The sequence below is a fragment of the Chryseobacterium mulctrae genome, from assembly GCF_006175945.1.
Taxonomy (GTDB): domain Bacteria; phylum Bacteroidota; class Bacteroidia; order Flavobacteriales; family Weeksellaceae; genus Chryseobacterium; species Chryseobacterium mulctrae.
In genome coordinates this window covers 15272-30323 of the sequence record NZ_VAJL01000002.1, presented here as the reverse complement: position 1 = coordinate 30323, position 15052 = coordinate 15272, and the positions used below count along the sequence as shown (strand labels likewise).

Here is a 15052-nt window from a genome sequence, read left to right as displayed (position 1 = left end):
AGTGTTACTTTAAGTATAAGTTATAATTGGATATCATTAGACCTTTCTGAAATTAAAGATGCATTGATAAATTCTTCTTTCTCCACATCGCTGCCGTAATCTTCATAATATTTTTTGAAGTTCATATTAGTGCCCTTCTGAATGGAGGTAGCATATTCCCTAAATGATGAACAAGAAAAACGCGCATCGCAGTTTCTGCAAATTCTAGTTGCGAACTTAGACCTTGTACCTTCAATTAAACTATTAAGTATTTCAACGGGCGGAGGAGTAAAGCAATGCTTTTCTATATTATCCACCGTATCTGCAAAATCCGCAATTGTGGATTGAACATTTTCCTCTTTAAAAGGGATTTCTATAATTGGCTGCCAGTCTGCAAATTCTTTTTCTGCTCTTGAAACATTTCCTTCGACGATTGAGTTTTTCAGCCCATCAGGCAGAACTGTGCTTATGACAGCAGTATGATCCAACTTATTGCCCCGAAGGTTTTCCCAAATGTAGGAATAAACATTTAATTGCTTTTGGTAAAAATCTAAATTGGAACGAACATAGAGTGGATCGTGTGTTTTAATATCATACATCCAGACTTCATCATCTTCTCTGACTATATCAACTATACCTTCAATCGTAAAACTACGACCTTCTGGGGTTTTTTGATCAGGCAAAGTTAATTTAACTTCAGTATCTGTGACTTTTTTTGCTACATCACTAAGCTTACGGTAATAATATAAGATCTGCTGAAAAGCATCATTTTTTGTGGCCTCGGTGAGAGCGTGACCGCCTTCCAGTTTCAATAACTCATAATTTTGTTCGAAAATCTCTTTGAGTTTTTCTTCAATTTCTAGATCTGTCATACAGCTGAGACTTTATTTCTTTCGTTAATAAGTAAATGGTGCAGATCTTCTATTGTCTGGTGTACCAAGGAACCGAAGAACATCGTTTGTGAGCGTGAAGGGACGAAGCCATATTTTTTGAAAATCATATAATTGCGAGGGCATTTATTGTAAAGCAAGTAATCAGAAGTATAAGAATAACTCTTACCCAAATCTTCGTCTTTTACATCCGCCACAGGAACTGTATCAATATTAAAATCTGAAATCAATTCCAAAGGGTATTTTGCGAAAATATCTTTAAAAATTGGAGTTGCATTCGAATTATGTGTATAGCGAGGCAGGACCAAAAGATTTTGAGCCCGCGACAAGGCAACATAAAACATACGCATATTATCGTAATGGGAAATCTTATCCAAAGGTTCGCCTTCTTTTTTGAGAAGTTCCCTGATAATAATTTCTTTTTTATCCGGACCGGATTCTCTTTTGAAAACTGCTCCCATGACAACAACAGGAAATTCAAGCCCTTTTGATTGGTGGATTGTTAAAAATGGAATACGACCTTTTGGAAAAGGGTCTTCGCTATCTTCATATTCCGTCTCTCCAAGACGGAACAAAGCGTAAATATAGGAGGCGAAGAATACACGAACGAACTTGTCATCACTTAGAAATGAAGCTGTTATGAGTGTGCCATATTCATCCATAAAACGGGATAGGTATTGGCTTAAAAGGCCAAGATTACAAATAGGGCCTTCGTCTGTACCATCTTCAGCCAGAAGATACATCTCGCGGAAGTATCTGAAGCCATTGAGCTGATAAAATAAGTCAAGAACAGTCCAGTCTAATGAGGTTGTTCTGTTGATGATGTAATTTATTGAATAAGGAGTACCTTCTTTTTCTTTTGATTCAATAATTTTTTTGAAATATGAATTTGTCAGGTTTTTACGGGCTTTTTCGGAGAGACGAGGGACTTCGGCAAAGTCTTTCATCATTGATAAAGTAAAAGGCTGATTAGTATCCCACTTCTTTTTAGAAACTAGAGAAATTAATATACGATAATCGGACAAGGCTGCATCTTTCTCCATTTTCTTGTCCTGAATAAATTCTTTCAGCGAAACGTCCTCTTTTATAATATCGTCCGCAAAAGCAAGACAGCCAATCATCCAATCACGAAATCTTTTCTGATCACCAAAAACTTCCCGACCAAAATGATGACGACCAAAAATCTTCATCATTAAACCAAAAAATGCTCTTGCCTCTTCAACCATAATGAAAGGATTTGCGCGAGGTGCATATACTGGTATGCCGAGATTATCAAATGCCTGCTGAAAACCATCAACACGACTGCTACCCTTTAAGTATGGGAACAAAAATGCACATTGATTGTAATCTTGAATTTTGCCAGCTTGTTTTAACTGAAGCACAAAATTTGCAATTTCTTCATAAACATTGATTGTCCTATCGTGATTTGAACAAACAACAGAAGGTGCTACGTCTACGCTGTGCGCTTTGATTTCTTTGTTATGAACTCTGAAAAAGGTTCCTTTAGAAAGCGGGTTTTCCCAATCAGACTGAACTATAAAATGTTTATAAAGGTCAACTATTTTTTTGCGGGAGCGGTAATTAATATCCAAATCGATACGAGTAGGCCTGATCCCTAAAGATTTGCTACACCTACTTTCAAATTCCACAAGGTTTTCTACTGTGGCGCCGCGAAAACGATATAGAGCTTGATCATCATCACCTACAACACAAATATTTTTATTTCCAGCGGATAAAGCAAAATACAGTTTTTCCTGAATGGCGTTGGTATCTTGATACTCGTCAATAATGATATGCTTGAAAACTTGGCCAGAATCTTGGAAATTTTCAATTGCTTGAAAAGCTTCCTGCTGAAGTAAAGAAAAATCTACCTGCTTGGTAAATGTGTTTATTTGTAAGGAATTCTTATAGAATTTATACATCTGGAGTAATGCAGAAAGAATTTCATTATCAGTGGCTACATTATCTGGATCCAAATTTTCTTCTGAAAATCTGTTGAACAAGCCAATAACAGCAAGGCAAGCAATATGGCGATTATTTCTTTCGTCCCCATTAAGATACCCAGTAAGTATGATGTTGGCTTCTTCTTCATCTGAGAAACCACCTGCTAGTAATAAATTTTGCCAAAAGCGTTTGTTATAAATCTTGAAATATTGGGAGAGCGAATCAAGTAATATAGGTGCGTTTTTCCGAGCAGCCCCATCTGAAAAACGACGGTCCGTTATTAGATTTTGACATATGGAATGAACAGTACCAATAGACATTTTTGAAATATCATACGGTTTACCAGTGCAGTTGGTGACAATACCAAGTAATGTGCGCAGACCGTCACGAAGTTGCAAAGAAGCCTTTTCGGTGAATGTAGACAAGAAAATATCCTCCGGTTTAACATTTTCAAAAACAATTAGGTTTAGAGTTCGCCATAAAAGAACCCGGGTTTTTCCTGAACCAGGACCAGCAGTTAAAAAAAGTGGACCTTCTGTATGTAAAATTGCTTTGCGCTGACTAGCATTAGGAGTGAAGCCTTTGATTTGCCAGAAGTCTTCAATTGTAAATGTTTTATTAATCATAAATAGCTAGAGCGTTTTTAAAAACATTGAATGATACAGGTATTTCAGCATTCTGGTAATGCATGTTTAGAGCAAGCTTGTAAGCTTTAATTTCCTCTTCATATTTCTTGTTACAATCTTGAAGCAATTCTAAGGTTGATTCTAAAGTTATTCCCCGGGCAATAGACTCTTCCTCTGCACTGAAAAAAGTTTCTTCAGCCGCTTCTTCTAAGGAATCAGTAAGTGCAATTGTCTGTACGTAATAAAGAGAATTATGTACGACTGATTGGTAATCGTCTTCCCCAAATTCTATCAAAACGGGTTGAAAAAAACTTTCAATTTTCGGACGTATTACTTCCAAAATTTTTCCATGAAGAAGTTCATCTTCAGAGTTGAGAATGGAAAGAACACAATCATATATATCTTCATCATCCATGTTTTCTTCTAAATTATTAAGAAAGTCTGAGAAAGCAAGTACCTCAATTTTAAACTCTTCAGCTGCCTCTGCGAGTTCGTTTTTCCGTATATCCGGATTGTCACGATAGGCGGAGTTTTCTGATAATGCTATTTTCAGCGCTTTTTCAATGTCAGTATCTGCAATAGCTAGAATTATAATATCTTTTAGAATAAGCTGCAAAAAGACATTCTTATCTATAAAAATCAATTCATCTCTAACTTTTAAATTTAATTTTCTAAGAATAAGATTTTTGACGCGTTCCACAATTGGTTTGGCTAAAGTTTCTTGGGTAATGATTCTCATATTAGGCGGCTATATTTAGTAGTTAATTTAATTTCTAAATGTACTAAATGCAAATGAAAGAAAAAAGAGGGAATTCAGAAAGGGAGTAAGGACGTAAGCAAATTTCACCAAAAGAAAATTTTCACTTTTTATGTAAAAAATTTACCTGTTAATCGTAGGAAGTAGAATGCAGAATAAGGAAAAGGGTGTTTTACTTTGCTTTATAAGTGTTCGTATTCATATGTTTTTTTTTGAAAAAAAATAAAAAAAAATTTTTTGATAAAAAGTGGTTACTGCCCTTACTGCCATAAAATAAAGAAAAGCAGTGCTTTTGGCACCGCTTTTCAAAAGAGTATAATTTTTGGCTGATTTTAAAGAAAATGATTACTAATTCGGAAATCTGTACGGCAACTTTCCGACCTCGGAATTATCGGTTTCAATATGTTCTTTTTTGCGTGCTCTTCTGTCTACTTCATCAACATCGAGAACATTTACAACGTAGACGTAGCTTTTGTTTCTTACGATACGGATAAAGCCATGTTTCTTTAAAGCTTTGCCTAATTTATTGACAGTTCCGTCTGTCACATTTATATTCGCAACCGTTGCCAGGCGGACCGCAATTTGAGAAGCATTCAGGAAAGCGTTTGCTGTTTCTCTCGTTGCCGGTTCAAACCATGTTAATAACAATTCTTCTTCTGGACTCATTAGCTGGTACTGTTCATTGTTGGCATTGATTTCTTTGATTTCTTCCTGGTTGAACCAATGGCGGAATTCGGATTTATAGAGCTTTACTGCCTGTGCATAAACTTTATTGATGTCGATTTTGTGGGTGTATTCTATGTTTTCTACTTCAAAACAAAGGAAACGGCGGGAGCCGGTTGTATCGTTAAGGAATTGGGCAGTGTTAACTGATCCGGCAAAGCTGGCGCGTCGGGGCATATTTTCATTATTATGGCCATAAGCTTTTCGCATTCTGATATGGGTTTTTGTAATGATTTCTTTTAAGCTGCCGATTTCTGATCTATTCAAGTTTTCGAGCTCGTCCAGGTTGATGAGCATACATTCTGCTAAGTGAATTAAAGTGTCTTTATTGTTAGGGTTTATCGTGCCTGAAAAGATGTATTCTTTCAATTGTTTAGGCATTAGTTTTTCCATCCACGTTGTTTTACCTAGACCTTGTTTTCCACTGAATACGATTACAGTTTGATTCACTTGTTTTTCATCCAGAACGCAAGCAACCATCGCCACAAACCATTTCTTGAAGCAGGTTCTCCAAAGGTCTTGTTTTGTTGTGGTTACTGTATCAGCTAACATTGTAATATAATCGGTTTCATCTTCATTATTAGATCATATTTTATCGTTTTTTGAGATTTTATGATTATGTTTAATTTCCTTTTAGAAGATTCCATTTACCCGATTTGTATTGATATAGAATATCTAATCTACTAAGCTCTTTCCCGTCAATACCAATAATAACTTTCACATTATAAACATTAGAATATTCACTCACGACAGGAAATATACTCATAATGATGCAGCATATTACAAGGATTGTACGCAATAAAATGGTTTTTAAGTGTTTAGAGGGTCAGATTTCTAAGGGTAATACGATTCGCTTTATAGATCGTTTTTTATACTTTCCAATATTCTGAATCTACAAAATTCATCAAACATTTAGCAAGTAAGCATAAAGGTATTTAAATTTTTGATGATTTATTTTCTTAGTTTTGTTGCCTTGATCCTACGAAAATGGAATCTTTACGATCTATTGTTGGAAAAAATACAATCTAAAAACTGAAATAAAATAATACCTATGAAAAAACAACTTTACTTGATATCATTCGCATTACTGTCTATTTATGGAATGGCACAAGATAATAATGTTGAAAAAAATATTACCGGTGCTCAAATAGGGCTTTTCGGTTTAGATTTTTATAATGAGACAAAGATTGCCAACAGAACAACTTTGCGGCTGGAGGCTAGTTTGTTTCCTGCGATTTGGGGCGGAGATCTTTATGGAAAAACGGGCTTTGCATTCTATCCTTCATTTACTTTACAGCCAAAATACTATTACAATATTTCAAAGCGTGCTGAAAATGGAAGAAATACGAAAAATAATTCTGCTAATTATGTCGGATTACAGATCCGTTACATACCGGATTGGTTTGTGATCTCCAATGCTAACAATGTGAGTCTTTCAAACCAAGTCAATGTGATTCCAACATATGGATTCAGAAGAAATTTTGCCAATAACTTTAATTATGAGTTTAGAGCAGGATTAGGTATTGGTACAGCATTTACAACTAATAACAATGTAACCGAAGCAGTATTTGATTTAAGTTTTAAAATTGGATATGACTTTTAAAAATTAAAAACAAGGTAATCAAGCTGATGTTTTCTAAATAATTGATTTTTTAATTAGTATTTAGAAATTTCAGCTTTGAAAACTTTTATTATCAAAATGAAATATTTTATGCAATATCAAAGCATCGATAAATTACTTCTTAGTGCTTGCTTCTTCTTTGCATCCTTCCTGTGCTATTCTCAAAATTATCCTTTGAAATTTGGTATTAAGGCTGGATGGAACTATTCTAATGTAAATGCCATCGATGAAATAGGAGAACGTTCGGGATATCTAAGTAACGGAGGGGAATTATTTGGAGGGATAGCTTTAGAAAAACAAATTTCAAAAAAAACATACATTCAAACCAGTTTTCTGGTTTCGTACACTGATAGAGTCACTTTTTTAGAGTTACCTCTTTATTATAAATACAATTTTTATAAAAAGTTCTCTTTGCTGGCAGGTCCAAAATTAAACTATATTCCAGACGATGAAATAAGTCAGCCATATGATTTTAAGAGAAGAGTAGGAATAAGTGGTGATTTAGGGATAGATTACAAAATATCAAATCATTTTATTATTGAGGGTACCGTTTCTAAAGGCTTTACTAAACAGTATGATGATCTCATTCTAACGTATTATGATGCCAAAAGAAATGTTTACAGATTGGGCGTAGCCTATTATTTTTAGCCCGTTCGAAATTAAAAATTCAATTAAACTTTCCTTTAATAATAAAATTTTAAAAGTGTAGATAAGTAAGATGGTAATTTTAATCTTTATTTTTAAAAATTTAAAGTGTTAAAAAAACCGACAAATAAATACCGAAATGAGAAAAATTGCTACTCTGAAGGTGACATTTGTTTTCGTTCTGATTCATTAAAATTGACAGAGTAAATCCGAATTTAATATAATCCGAATTATGTAAATCATTTAGAAGGTCGTTTTGTAACATTATCTAATGAGAATTCTAATCACCAAATAATAAAGCGTCTGAAATTTCACGACGCTTTTGTTTATTATAAAATGCAGTTCTTTTTTAAAGATTAATCAACCGAAAATTCTGTTCTCCCATCATCTAAGTTATTGTCCTTGATATTTGTTGTGACGTTAATGAGAGCACAGTTAAAATCATTCTCGCCGAGATCTCGGAAAGTTGCCATTGATTCAAAAGAGTAAATTCCCACCCGATTTAATTTGATGCTTATTTCCAGCTCATATGAATCGGTAGCATTATTGTAAACCGGTTTAAATCTTGTGTCGTCCACCTTGTCACCCTTTAGAAAAATGACCGTGTTGCCCTTGAAGAGTTCAGATAAATTGACTAGCAACAGGCCGGAGTTTAGTTTTGTTTCCTCATAAATATCAACTTGTTTTCCACTCATTGAGAGTTTTGACTTGACTGCAAATTTAAAATTTACTGTCTCGCCTTGATCATATTTAATTTTACCGGGCAACAATTCACAAAGATTATCTTCAATGGTATAACGGGTATATGTATCACAGGGACCACCGCGTCCATCTTCACACTGCATCATAAGAGGAACCAAAAAGATGGAGAAAAACACATTTAAAAAGGATAATTTAAGCATATAGTATTTTTAAGTTCGTTCCCGAGTAGTTTTTAATATCATGCAAATTATTTTACTGCTAAAAAATCACTCCGAGTTTGGAGTGATTTTAAAATCAAAGTAAGATGTTATTTTTTGCTAAATTTTGCACTAAAAGTTGATTGTTTCGTTTTTACTTTTATAATGTACGTCGCTGTTTTTAAAAATGATACAGAGATTTCATTTTTTCCTGACCTATCTCTTATTACCAATTTTCCGGATAGATCATAAATTTCAACATCTTCTATATTTTCTTTTGTAAGAATATGTAAGTAATCAGTAGTGGGATTAGGATATACATTGAGGTGATTAACTTGAGAAATTTCTGCTGTCGAAAGATTATCAGCATTTAGGATTTTGATGTTATCAACTGTAAATCCCGAATCGAAATCATCATAAGCAAAATCAATGACTTGGAAACCCGTAGTTGTGGTCAGGAAATTTTTACTGCCAAGTGAAGTGTTATTAAGGAAATATTGTACAGAGTGATTTGTCATATCGACGACCATTTTAAAATTGTACCAGGTATTAGGGGTTACATCAATAGAGGTTTCTATTGCATCATCAATGATACCGTCGTAAATCGCCACATTACCCTGCTCGTAATTGATAACAAAAGCAGCTAATATTGTATTTGAATTATCCCTAACTGCGATAAAATAGTCTGATTCATCAAGAGCGGATATCTTATAGTCAAAGGAAAATTCTGTTTTATTAAAACCAACAACGTTCTTTCTAATTCCGCCATCATCAAAACTGTTTGTTCCCAAAACATTCGCTGAGTTTGTACCCAATGTAGAGGTAGTGTTAATAATCGTTGCTGTGTTGGGGGTAGTGGTTCCGTAATAACTCCAGCCCTGTTGATTGTTGATTTCTCCTAAAGTGTAGCCTTCAGCAGACTCAAAAGAAATGTTTTGGCCGTAAGCAGCTAAACTTAGACCTAGACTCAAAGCAGTAAATAGTAATTTAAATTTCATAAGTTTTGTTTAATTTATAAAAATATATATAGAACAATTGGACACTTAAGATTATGCTCATATTATAATACACAAGAAATTTTGTTCATTTTGGTATTAATATTCCTGTTATACTCCATCTTTGTTAAAACGTTGCTGGACATTCATAAATGAGGAATTTTTTGTAGTACTAAGTGTGTTAATTTTCAGCGATAAAACTAATAAAATATTTCATATTCTAAAGAATTTCTTTTTCATCAGATAAGTCACTTGATTGATTGTGAATTATAGTTAATCTTGACGGTGACTCACGGACTTTATGTAGTATTTTACGTGTGGAACATTATTCCTCATATATAAATAAAAGTCATATTTCCATTGAATAGTTGCTGTGATTTTTCATGTAATTTTACTATGATTTCTCTAATAATAAAATTGATCGTTTTTTGAGATTTTAATGAGTATTGTAATAATCTTTTATTGGCTTAACTTATACTAATGATTCTAACAAAAATATTTATCTCGTATGCAAACTACTAGAAAGGATAATTATAGAGGTAAGTTATTAATTTCAGAAATATTTAATTCGCTCTCTATCATATTATTTGTTTCAGCTTTAATAATAGTCTGGTCAATATTTGAATCTTTTGGGATTGGTAAAACTTGATACAAATTAACCTCTGCTCGAGTTATTGCGACATATTTTAAGCATTTTTCTTGATATATCTGCCAATCCTGCAAATTTCCTTTTGTTGGCATAAAAGGTAAGGAGTCATAATTGAGAATGAAAACATTTTTAGATTCTAAACCCTTAGATTTATGAATTGATGATAAAATTATGCTATCGTCGTTTTCATTACTGAAAAGTTTGCGTAAAGCTTCAATCATATCACTAAAATTTTCCGCTTCCTTAATATTGTGATATGAAAAAATAATAACATCTCTTATACTTTCAAATACTGTAATTTTTGTCTCATTATCCGAAAACTTTCTTTTGTAAGAGTTTAAAACTGTCTCAACATTTTCAATAAGATTTTCGTAAAAATCAGGGTTTTTGTGGAATTTACGGGGAATAAAATCTATTATCTCTTGAAGAATTTCTTCTTTACCAAGTATTTTACAACTTTTCCCCAAACTTATTAATTTAAAGAATGTAAGTACAATATCTTTGTTAAACCTTGAAAGTATAAAATCCTTATGTTGAACAATTTTTAAGATTTCATTATATTCGATTTTTGTTACTTTTCCTTCAAGAACATTTGTAGTAGAAATATCATCCCTAATGTCTTTTGCTAACGAAACAACACTTTTACTGCATCTAAAACAATTTGTCAGATTGAAAGTTTCCGGATTTAATAGTTTTTTTATATTATTGAACGATTCTGGTGAAGCACCTGCAAATCCATAAATAGATTGAAAAGGATCTCCTACAGCAAAAACTCTACCTCCTGTCTTTTTGTAATATTTCATCACAATTTTTAATTGAGCATTCGATAAATCTTGACATTCATCAACGAAAATAATATCATATTTATAAAATGATGTATAATTAAAAACATCAGGTAAAAATATCATATCCGAATAATCAATATTTTGATTTTTTTCTGCATTTTCAATCCCTTTTTTAATTACTAAGGAAACAATTTTTGTATAACAGTCAAGTTCTATATTACAGTTCAGATCTATATCTAAACCGTAAAATTTAGCAATCTTTGCAATTCCTTCTCTCCCTTGATTATAACTTAAGGTCAGTCTAGATAACGATAACAATTTTTTGAAGTTATTGTCCGCAATTTCGTAGAAAGAAAGTTCCTCTACCTCTCGCATTTTATAATTTGAAAAATCTTCCGGATCAGAGAAATCTATTTCTTTTTTTAATTTTTTCTTCTTTTCAAATGTTTCTTTCAGTTTAGCAAAAGCATCTTTCACATCATTTTGACGTAAATCATTTAAAGGATCTTTTCCTAAGTATTTAGAAAGTATTTTATCATATTTATCGGCATCAATATTACAATCTTTGAATTTATTGTTATTCATTTTTAGAATATTTAAACCTAAAGCATAAGTTGTTTTTACGAATACAGGTCTTGAAAAATTCTGTACTTTTTGACTTATTTCAGTTTGAATTTTTTTGTTGAAAGCACAAAATAAAATTTTCTTGTTAATAGGCAAATGTTTAATCCCTTCAATTAATGTTGATGTTTTTCCTGAACCTGCAACGGCATCAATAATTCCATTATTTTGTTCAGAATTAAAAAAGCGGAAAATTTTTTCCTGTTCAACAGTTGGAATAAATGACATTGTGTGATTATTTTGTTTTTTGGCTATTTTTTATAATTGGCTATAACTATATACCGAATATCTTTCTGTTTTGCGTAGATATGCATAAATAATGGAGCCTTTTTTTTAGTTTACAGCACCTCAAAAATATTTAATATCATCTGTATTAGTGTAGAAATAATTTTACTCCAGACCGAGTATTAATAAGTATTTCTTTCACTGATCGTTTTTTGAGATTATTTTTATAGCTGCTAACTTTTGCAGCTTAAGTGATGTTGCTATTCAAGCGGACTGGTTTTCTCTGCCAAGATAAAACTTTCTTAGTAAAAACAAATTTCCTGTTACCGAAAATCAGCAGTCTCGCTTAGTCGCTTTCAGGCGATGTGTTAATCACCTTGATATAGTCTAATTTTATCAATAGGCATGGGATGATTTATTTGTTTTAGAAGAATTTTGAAAGTTTCTTCAATTTCTATTTCATCCTCACTAGATATCATTAACCTAAGTAATCCATAAAACTCTAAATTATTCGAATCAATAGAGTAGGTTTTAATAAGTTTGTGATCTTTTTTGTAGCCTATTTTAAACTGTTTTTCCAAGTACTCAAAGGTCAATTCATTATCTTTCCAGTCGACGATCTCAAATTCTGACCAGAGCATTCCAAGTTTACCAGTAACCGACCGTATGAAAAGATCCGCGACATCTAAAGCCTCTTTTACATCATCAATCTCAGGTTTCTTGTACATATGTTCCAACTTATTCCGTAACGTTCGCGATTTTGAAATTATTAAACTAGGAGCCAAGTTAAGGGCGTGAATAATTCTTAACTTAATCGGAATATCAGATTCAAATTCGAAATATTGCAAAAAATCATTTATGATAGGATTAAAATTCTCATACTTCGAAATTAGAGTTTCGATTGTTTGATCAATTTGGCAGTCGATCGCTCTTTTTGAATTTGTTATACTATTTATAAAACCTTTTTCATTTCCTTCCTTTAAATCTTCTTTTGCGAACTTCAAAAAATCTTTTGGAGAAATGTCGAACGTTGTTTCATTAAAGCTTGTTCCAAAAGTAGACCGCAAGGTCATGTCTGTCAAGTTCATTTTTGAGTCATTTAAGATTTCTAAAAGGATGTTATTCATCGTTTTTTAATATTTTTTCGATTAATCTACAAGAAGAAATATATTCTACATCATCAAAAATATTTTCTCTCATTCTTTTAAGTTCTGCTTCTACATCAACATCATTAGTTTGCGAAGAAATTAACCTACTGAAAAAATCAAAATCACTATAATTTCTTCTGTGTGGGTCAATTAATTTTTGCAAAGCATAATTAAAATTCTTAACTGGTTTTATTAAATTTAAAGAAGGGGGTTCATCTAAATTGTCTCCTACGACATCAATAAAAAAGGGTGTTTCAATGATAGATAATGGCTCGTAGACAATGAAACGCCTTGTAAAGATATCATCGCAGTATTTTATTGCATCAACTAAATGTAAATTTAAATCTTCAAGAAATTTTTCGTAAACATTATTATACCGTTGGTGATCCTGGCGCATATTAAAAATCTTTAGAATCGATTTACTGTCGTACAGATATGTTCCATTCAAGAATGGCTGAAATTTTTGTTCTAATAATTTAATCAAACTTTCAAATCTGCTAATGTCTGATACTTTTTTAAGTACTTTATTGAGTTCTGATTTATGTTTCCTAACAACTAAACTCAATTTTTCAATAATTATATCTAACCATGCATTCAAAAAAAGTTCATGCCTGCTCACAACGTCATTAATGTTATGCTCTACTAATTCAAACCTAAAATCATTATCCTTATGATATCTGAGATATTCGATTTTCCCTTGATGTGCCTCGTAAGAAAATAAAGTAGAAGACACTAGTTTTCCTGTTTTATCACGTCGAATAGGATGACCCACCAATTCATTTCTTATGTCTCTATTAATTGCATAATTTTCATCTTTCTTTAAATCTCCCTTATTAAAATTAGTTGAAAACAATCTTAGCATATCCTCTATAAAGTCTTGCTGTACATATACAATCTGTAGTAAACTAATATGATATGAAAAAACTTCTGGCAGACCGCTTCTATCAACAGATATTTTTAGCATATCAAGTGTATCGTAAAAATATCCCATCATATCACCAAAATAATTTGTTTTGGCATCTTCATTAAAATTTATTTCGCTTTGACAATATGGATAATCCCAGATATTAAAATTCCAAACATCCCTAATTGTCTCTAGTTTTTTGTAAATATTATCCATATAAATGTTAATGCGTCAAGTTTTTCAGTCAATTTCTTATAATCGTTTTTTGAGATTACCTTTAATAAATATATCTGCCAGCGGCGGATCAGATGTTTTAAAATTTTACGATTCGTTTTATCATGTTCGCTTCAATATTTTTTGTTATTAAACAATAAACTGAAATCGCTTCCCAGATTCCTCCACCAGATTTTTTATAGCATTCAATTAATGATCTCAAGCCAGATTCCGAAATAACCTTAAATTTCGTTTCAAGGGTATACTTTGTCGCTGAAATGCTTTCAACAACTTCAGTTAAATTTAAATTTTTTTGATAGAAAACATCATTTGTCTTTAGTTTATCAAATTCAAACGCAAATTGTTTCGATATATGACTTCTCACATCAATATTAATTTCCATTGGCCAAAATTCAGAACTAAGACTAAAAACAACGCCAAATACTTTTTCGTTTGCTTGCCTGATATGTAACGCACCAATTCCTTCCCATAATTCTTCAATCGATAAATTAGAATTCATTTCTCTTTCTTCAGGAACAAATTCCTCGTTAGGTGCTTTTAAATCAATTTTAATCAATGGATATATAAAAATTCCAAAACCCTGATAGTGACTTTCGGTTTGAAGTCCTTTATTTTTTATGCTATCTAAAGTTGATTTACTTATGAAATGAATAAACTCCATAATCTTGGTTTTTCCTATCATTTTATGAGACTAATTACATAAGTGTAACTAATTGCCGTAATTTACTAGGAAAGTTCTAGGGTTATTGGACCAGCTTAATTTAAATAAACAACCACTTCATAATGAAGTGGTTGTTGTAAAAATTTAATATTTAATCCGCTTTTAGCTATCTGCTCTCCAGTAAGACCAGACCGTTCCGTTGTAAACGCAAAACAGCTTTTTAACGGTGTCGTAAACAATCATTCCCGGTGCAGGACTTTTGATCGTATTGGCAGGATCTGCCACCAAAGGCGGAATCATCGCTTTATTGGTATCAGCCAACACAAGAATTCCTGGAGTGTTATCCGTAAAAACACCTCCAATCTGAGCTTTTGCAGTGGACTGCTCAACAGCCGGACTTGCCTGGATGGGAGCCGTAACTACAACATTTGCTCCTACCGCAGGTAATTCTGTGGTGCGTACCGTAAGGTCAACCCAAGTTCCGTTATTTCTTGAAAGCTTAACCCTGCTGTCATTTCGGTCAAAAATAAGAGCTCCGCCTCTCGCAGTGGCTCCCGGATTTAAACTTACATTGGCTGCAGCCGTTACCCACGGCAATATCAACCCCTTATTACCTGTTCCAAATTCTAAAGACACACCCGTCTGTGTAGTCGTCTTTCCGATGGCGATCTGCGCAGAAAATATTGCTGAACATGACAGACCTAAAAATATTGAATATATCAGTTTCATTTTTTTCATTTTTTAAA

14 protein-coding genes are annotated in these 15052 nt (G+C 32.6%); 2 read left to right on the top strand and 12 right to left on the bottom strand.

Annotation, left to right across the window (positions count from 1 at the left end):
* Positions 1-20: 20 nt before the first annotated feature.
* The 5 genes from FDY99_RS22275 to FDY99_RS23090 all read right to left on the bottom strand — a co-directional run bounded on the left by FDY99_RS22275 (position 21) and on the right by FDY99_RS23090 (position 5685).
* Entirely contained in the window at positions 21-851 is an 831-nt protein-coding gene (locus FDY99_RS22275) for a PD-(D/E)XK nuclease family protein (RefSeq protein WP_139423894.1), read from the bottom strand.
* Positions 848-3439: a UvrD-helicase domain-containing protein gene (locus tag FDY99_RS22270; RefSeq protein ID WP_139423893.1), complete on the bottom strand. Its 2592-nt coding sequence runs from the start codon at positions 3437-3439 to the stop codon at positions 848-850. Before FDY99_RS22270 ends, FDY99_RS22275 begins: the two co-directional genes overlap by 4 nt.
* Entirely contained in the window at positions 3432-4178 is a 747-nt protein-coding gene (locus tag FDY99_RS22265) for a hypothetical protein (RefSeq protein ID WP_139423892.1), read from the bottom strand. The genes FDY99_RS22270 and FDY99_RS22265 overlap by 8 nt, the downstream gene beginning before the upstream one ends.
* A 366-nt stretch (positions 4179-4544) precedes the next feature.
* Complete coding sequence (locus tag FDY99_RS22260; protein ID WP_139423891.1) at positions 4545-5471, bottom strand: VapE domain-containing protein; 927 nt, start codon at positions 5469-5471, stop codon at positions 4545-4547.
* Between the two features lie 70 nt (positions 5472-5541).
* A complete protein-coding gene (locus FDY99_RS23090; RefSeq protein ID WP_157969138.1) occupies positions 5542-5685 on the bottom strand; it encodes a hypothetical protein in 144 nt (47 codons plus the stop codon).
* Positions 5686-5970: 285 nt separating this feature from the next.
* Here FDY99_RS23090 and FDY99_RS22255 point away from each other — a divergent pair, with 285 nt between their 5' ends.
* Together FDY99_RS22255 and FDY99_RS22250 are read left to right on the top strand one after the other, a co-directional pair.
* Complete coding sequence (locus tag FDY99_RS22255; RefSeq protein WP_034751588.1) at positions 5971-6522, top strand: hypothetical protein; 552 nt, start codon at positions 5971-5973, stop codon at positions 6520-6522.
* Between the two features lie 75 nt (positions 6523-6597).
* The gene (locus FDY99_RS22250) at positions 6598-7188 is read left to right on the top strand and encodes a porin family protein (RefSeq protein WP_123962804.1); all 591 of its coding nucleotides are present in this window, start codon (positions 6598-6600) and stop codon (positions 7186-7188) included.
* A gap of 353 nt (positions 7189-7541) precedes the next feature.
* Here the strand turns inward: FDY99_RS22250 and FDY99_RS22245 are convergent, their stop codons facing one another.
* The 7 genes from FDY99_RS22245 to FDY99_RS22215 all read right to left on the bottom strand — a co-directional run bounded on the left by FDY99_RS22245 (position 7542) and on the right by FDY99_RS22215 (position 15035).
* Positions 7542-8087: a hypothetical protein gene (locus tag FDY99_RS22245; RefSeq protein WP_123873363.1), complete on the bottom strand. Its 546-nt coding sequence runs from the start codon at positions 8085-8087 to the stop codon at positions 7542-7544.
* 107 nt (positions 8088-8194) lie between these two features.
* On the bottom strand, positions 8195-9082 hold the full coding sequence (locus FDY99_RS22240) for a T9SS type A sorting domain-containing protein (protein WP_034751596.1): 888 nt from the start codon (positions 9080-9082) through the stop codon (positions 8195-8197).
* Positions 9083-9610: 528 nt separating this feature from the next.
* Positions 9611-11362 carry a UvrD-helicase domain-containing protein gene (locus FDY99_RS22235; protein WP_139421423.1) on the bottom strand — a complete coding sequence of 584 codons (1752 nt, stop codon included), beginning with the start codon at positions 11360-11362 and terminating at the stop codon, positions 9611-9613.
* A 365-nt stretch (positions 11363-11727) separates the two neighbouring features.
* A complete protein-coding gene (locus FDY99_RS22230) occupies positions 11728-12447 on the bottom strand; it encodes a hypothetical protein (protein ID WP_139421425.1) in 720 nt (239 codons plus the stop codon).
* A gap of 31 nt (positions 12448-12478) precedes the next feature.
* Complete coding sequence (locus tag FDY99_RS22225) at positions 12479-13627, bottom strand: hypothetical protein (protein WP_139421427.1); 1149 nt, start codon at positions 13625-13627, stop codon at positions 12479-12481.
* Positions 13628-13724: 97 nt separating this feature from the next.
* Entirely contained in the window at positions 13725-14327 is a 603-nt protein-coding gene (locus tag FDY99_RS22220) for a hypothetical protein (protein WP_139423890.1), read from the bottom strand.
* A 141-nt stretch (positions 14328-14468) separates the two neighbouring features.
* The gene (locus tag FDY99_RS22215) at positions 14469-15035 is read right to left on the bottom strand and encodes a hypothetical protein (RefSeq protein WP_139421433.1); all 567 of its coding nucleotides are present in this window, start codon (positions 15033-15035) and stop codon (positions 14469-14471) included.
* Positions 15036-15052: the final 17 nt, after the last annotated feature.